Genomic DNA, 4,811 nt, shown 5'->3' with positions numbered 1-4,811 from the left:
GTCCACCGCACCCTCCGCGTCCCCCGCGGCCCCGGCCGCGGTACCGGCGACCGCCGGTGGTGCCGGCACGCCGCCGGACGCCGCCATGGCGGCCGCGGCGGTCGGCGGCAGCGGCGGTGGTGGTGCGGGCACGCGGGCGCACGCCGACGGTGAGGTGCCCGGCAGCCGGCCCAAGAAGCCGATGCTGGCGGCGGCGGCGATCGCCGGCGCCGTCCTGATCGCGGTCCCGTTCCTCCTGACCGGACAGGACGACCGCACGCCCGCACAGCCGCGGACGGAGAACGCGGCCGGTACGGTCCTGGACACCGAACGCTCCGCCGTCCCGGACACCTACACCAGCCAGTCACCGGTTCCCTCCGCCAAGCCGACCAAGGAGAAGGAGGAGAAGAAGGAGGAGGTGAAGCCGCCCGCACCGGTCGTCCAGCAGGTGGCGCCGTCGCCGACACCGTCTCCGAGCGCGTCCGAGACGAAGCCCGCCAAGAAGCCCGAGGCCAAGGAGCTGACCGCGGCGGAGAAGCTCCGCCAGTGGGCCAACGGCCGCTCCGGCGTGCAGAACACCGTGATCAAGAACGCGGCGACCGGCCAGTGCATCGACATCGCGGGCTTCGGCAAGGGACGTATCAACGATCCCGTCAACCAGTACCCGTGCAACGGCACGACCGGTGACAACCAGCTGTGGAACCTGGACATCGTCGACAAGGACGGCGGGCCGCAGAACGCCCCCCTCTTCCTGATCCGCAACAGCAAGGACGGGCTCTGCCTGGACCTGGGCGAGTACACGGCGAGGGGGGTGGGCACGAAGGTCAGCGAGTTCCACTGCAACGCGGTCGGCGACAACCAGCTCTGGTGGCTCGACCCCCGCGGGGACGGGACGAACTGGATCCGTAACGTCGTCAGCAACGACCTGTGCCTGCGTCCCACCGGCGGCGCCGGCGCGGGCAACGACGCCCGGCTCGTCATCGCCGACTGCGGTTACGGTGACCGCTGGATCGTCTGAGGACCCGCTCCGGCGGACCGACGTCCCCGTTCCCGACGCGTACTCGGCTACGCCTCGGGGACGGGGACGTCCTCTCGCCCGGCCCTTCCGGGGCGGGCCCCGAACGGTCCGGGCGAGAGGCCTCAGGGCGACCGTCAGCCCGCCTTCTCCACGAACTCCGTGGTGTAGGTCCTGCCGAGATCGACCTTCGCCCCCTTGAGGTTGGGGTTGAACGCCTTCAGCACCCGCTCGACGGTCTCCGGGCCGTCCTTCGGCATGACGCCGTCGGTGGTGAACATCGGCAGGGTGCTCTCGATGGCCTGGGCGTACAGCTCCTTGCCACCCTGGGCGTAGTCGGCCGGCATCTTCGCCGCGATCTCCTCGGGCGAGTGGCTGTCCATCCACGAGAGGGTCTTGACGAAGGCGTTCGCCAGCTTCTGCACCGTCTCCTTGTTGTCGTTCACCCAGCTCGTGTTCATGTACAGGCTGGAGGAGGGGTAGGGGCCGCCGAGCGCCTCCTGCGAACCCTCGGGTGTACGCATGTCGACCAGTATCCTGCCGACCTTCTTGTCGAGGATCTGTGTGACCGTCGGGTCCGTGGTCATCCCCGCCTGGATGGAGTTCTGCTGGAGCGCGGAGATGAACGTCTGGCCGGCGCCGACGGCCACGGGGGTGATCCGGTCGGTCTGCACACCGTTCTTCACCGCGAGGTACTTGGTGAGGAAGTCGGTGGAGGAACCGAGGCCGGTGACGCCCAGTTTCTTGCCGGCGAAGTCCTTGGGCGACCTGATCTCGTCCGCGGCGGCGTTGGACACCACCTCCACCTCTCCCGAGGTGTGGGAGAGCTGCACGACGGACTCGACCTCCTTGCCCTTCACCTGGAGGTCGAGGGTGTGGTCGTAGAAACCGACGACCCCCTGCACGTCACCCGAGATGAGCGACGTGGTGGCCTGCACGCCGGCGGGTTCGGTCAGCAACTGGACGTCGAGCCCCTCGGCTTCGAAGTAGCCGAGTTTCTGGGTGAGCATCGCGGGCAGGTAGATGACCTTGTCGAGGCCGCCGACCATGATCTTGACCTGGCCCCCGTTCTTCCCTGCGGAGGAGTCCCCGCCGCAGGCGCTGAGGGAGGTCAGGGCCAGCACCGTCGCGGCGGCGGCAGCGGATGCCTTGAGATGGCTACGCATGATCACGTCCTTGTGGTGGGGAAATCGGGGCCTTGCTGGGCGACTCGGGAATCGGCGGAGCCGGTCGCGTGGGGCGGTGCGCCGAGGAGGTTCAGCGGCCGTCACCGGCGTCGGCCGGCTTCCACCGGAAGAGGCTGCGTTCGAGGAAGGACAGCAGCGCCTCGGCGAGCAGGGCGACGACCGCGAGGATCACCATGGCGGCGTAGACCCCGGCGGCGTTGAACGTGCCTTGGGAGGCCGAGACGAGCAGACCGAGGCCCTTCGTGGCACCGATGTACTCCCCGACGATGGCCCCGATCAGGGCGAAGCCGAAACTCACGTGCAGGCTGGTGAAGATCCACGAGGTCGCCGAGGGGATGACGACCTGGAAGGTGACCTGCCGGTTGGTCGCTCCGAGGATGCGCGCGTTGGCGACCAGGTTCCGGTCCACCTCACGGGCGCCCTGGAACGCGTTGAAGAAGACCGGGAAGAAGACGAGCACCACGGCCGAGGCGATCTTCGAGGCGGGACCCAGCCCGAACCAGATCAGGAAGATCGGTGCCAGGACGATGCGCGGCAGCGCGTTGAGCACCTTGATGTAGGGCCCCAGTACGTCGGACAGGAAGCGGATCCTGCCCAGCGCGATACCGAGGACCACCCCGCCGATCACACCGATGACCCAGCCGACCAGGGCCTCGTACAGCGTGTACCAGATCTGTTCCCACAGGGTCCCCTGCGGGGTGCCGTCCGTCGCCCACCGGCTGATCTGCTCCCAGATCTTCGACGGCATCGAGAAGTTGAACGGATCGATGACGGCGGAACGGGCCAGCCACTCCCAGAGGCCCAGCAGGGCGATCAGCAGCAGGACCCGGGCGCTGTAGACGGTGATGCGGCGATTGCGCGCGGCCCGGGCCCGAGCCTGCGCGCGTGTCCCGCCCGGGGACCCGGCCCCAGCCGCGCCCCCACCCTTGGCCTGCGTCTCCCCGGCCGGTGCCGAGGTGCTCTCAAGCGGCATCGGAGGCACTCCGTTCACGGGTGATGCGGACCTCTTCACCGAGCGACGACCAGATCTCGCGGTAGATCTCCACGAACCGCGGTTCCATCCGTACCGCCTCCACCCGCCGCGGACGCGGCAGGTCGATGGTGAAGATCTCCTTGACGGTCGCCGGCCCGGCTGTCATGACGACGACCTTGTCCGCCAGGGCGATGGACTCCTCCAGGTCGTGGGTCACGAAGACGACGGAGGAACCGGTGCCCGCCCACAGGTCCAGCAGTTCGTCGGACATCAGAGCCCTGGTCTGCACGTCGAGCGCCGAGAACGGCTCGTCCATGAGCAGGAGTTCGGGGTCGTTCACGAAGGTGGCCGCGAGCGCGACGCGCTTGCGCTGTCCACCGGACAACTGGTGCGGGTAGCGGTCCTCGAACGCGCTGAGGCCCACGCGCGCCAGCCACGAACGGGCCCGCTCCCTGGCCTCCGCCTTCGGCACTCCGCGGAACCGGGGCCCCGCCATCACGTTGGAGAGCACCGACCGCCAGGGGAACACCGCGTCCTGCTGGAAGACGAAGCCGACCTTGTCGCCGATGCCGGACACCGGGGCCCCGCCGACGACGACCTCGCCCTCGGTGGCTTCCTCCAACCCGCTCACCAGGGTCAGCGTGGTGGACTTCCCGCAGCCGGTGGGGCCCACCACTGCGACGAACTCACCCTGCTCGACGGTGAGGTTCAGGTCGCGTACGGCAGTGTGCAGGCCACCTGAGGGCGTGCGGAACACCTTGCTCGCTCCCCGCAACTCGATGGCCGGACGTTTCTGAAGGCTCATGCCCCGGGACGGTAGGAGGCCCCACGGCACACCGACAGCCTTGTGGGCACAACCCGCCCTTGTGCCCGTAGTACCTGTTCTGCTCGTTGTGCTCACCCGAGATCCACGATCCCGCGCACAGGGCTGGGCAGGGGTACGCGAGCCGTCTACCTTGCGGCTACACAGGTGTCCCAGGGCATGTCTGCGGCGCAGACGTGAAACGTGCAGGCACGGAATCATCGGTTCCGGAAACGCCGCGGAAGAAAGAAGAGACCATGCGCCCACGCTGGCCCCAACGGCTCTCCGGACAGGTCCTGGTCGTGCAACTCGCCATCACGACCGGAGTCATGGTCCTGGCCGTCAGCCTCTTCACCGCGCCCCTCGCCCAGGAGCTCGACGAGGAGGCCACGCACCGCGCCCTGGCGATCGCCCAGACGACCGCGGCGGACCCGGCCATCGCCCGAGGGCTGCTCACGACCCGGCCGACACCGGACGGCCCTGTCCAGCAGGAGACCGAGCGCATCCGGCGCGCCACGGGGGCGCTCTACGTGGTGACCATGGACACGCGCGGTGTGCGCTGGTCACACACCACGACGGCCGAGATCGGACGGCACGTGTCCACCGACCCGAGCGGCCCGCTGTCGGGCCACGAGATCCGGCAGATCGACAGCGGCACGCTGGGGCGCTCCGCCCGCGCGAAGGTCCCGCTGTACGACGGCTCCGGCGACGTCGTCGGAGCCGTGTCCGTCGGCATCGCCTACGACAGCGTGCGCCACCGCCTGATCGGAGCCCTCCCCGGGCTCCTGCTCTGCGCGGCGGCGGCCCTGGCGGTGGGCGCCGGCGTGGCGGTCGCGGTCTCGCGGCGCCTGCGCC

The 4,811-nt window shown here is 69.5% G+C and carries 4 protein-coding genes and 1 pseudogene; 2 read left to right on the top strand and 3 right to left on the bottom strand.

Annotated elements, in window-relative coordinates:
* Positions 1-997 (top strand): RICIN domain-containing protein (locus IH13_RS39145; RefSeq protein ID WP_031090214.1); only part of this gene is annotated, 997 nt, incomplete at its 5' end.
* A gap of 134 nt (positions 998-1,131) precedes the next feature.
* On the opposite strand, the gene IH13_RS0132800 is transcribed toward IH13_RS39145, so the two are convergent.
* The 3 genes from IH13_RS0132800 to IH13_RS0132790 all read right to left on the bottom strand — a co-directional run bounded on the left by IH13_RS0132800 (position 1,132) and on the right by IH13_RS0132790 (position 3,959).
* Entirely contained in the window at positions 1,132-2,160 is a 1,029-nt protein-coding gene (locus IH13_RS0132800; RefSeq protein WP_031090213.1) for an ABC transporter substrate-binding protein, read from the bottom strand.
* Positions 2,161-2,251: 91 nt separating this feature from the next.
* A complete protein-coding gene (locus tag IH13_RS0132795) occupies positions 2,252-3,154 on the bottom strand; it encodes an ABC transporter permease (RefSeq protein WP_031090212.1) in 903 nt (300 codons plus the stop codon).
* Positions 3,144-3,959 (bottom strand): ABC transporter ATP-binding protein, encoded by an 816-nt coding sequence (locus tag IH13_RS0132790; protein WP_031090211.1) that lies wholly within the window; start codon positions 3,957-3,959, stop codon positions 3,144-3,146. Before IH13_RS0132790 ends, IH13_RS0132795 begins: the two co-directional genes overlap by 11 nt.
* A 254-nt stretch (positions 3,960-4,213) precedes the next feature.
* On the opposite strand from IH13_RS0132790, the pseudogene IH13_RS0132785 reads away from it, so the two are divergent.
* Positions 4,214-4,811, top strand: a pseudogene (locus IH13_RS0132785) (histidine kinase); the annotation flags it as partial.

This window comes from Streptomyces sp. NRRL WC-3549 (genome assembly GCF_000721935.1).
In the GTDB taxonomy this organism is placed as follows: Bacteria; Actinomycetota; Actinomycetes; order Streptomycetales; family Streptomycetaceae; genus Streptomyces.
Note: the sequence above shows the minus strand (reverse complement) of the source record. Positions and strands in the feature narration are given on the sequence as shown.

Bases quoted from the DNA above. Each gene is read 5' to 3' on its own strand.
- IH13_RS0132790 (WP_031090211.1), bottom strand. From the start codon at position 3,959: ATGAGCCTTCAGAAACGTCCGGCCATCGAGTTGCGGGGAGCGAGCAAG.
- IH13_RS0132795 (WP_031090212.1), bottom strand. From the start codon at position 3,154: ATGCCGCTTGAGAGCACCTCGGCACCGGCCGGGGAGACGCAGGCCAAG.
- IH13_RS0132800 (WP_031090213.1), bottom strand. From the start codon at position 2,160: ATGCGTAGCCATCTCAAGGCATCCGCTGCCGCCGCCGCGACGGTGCTG.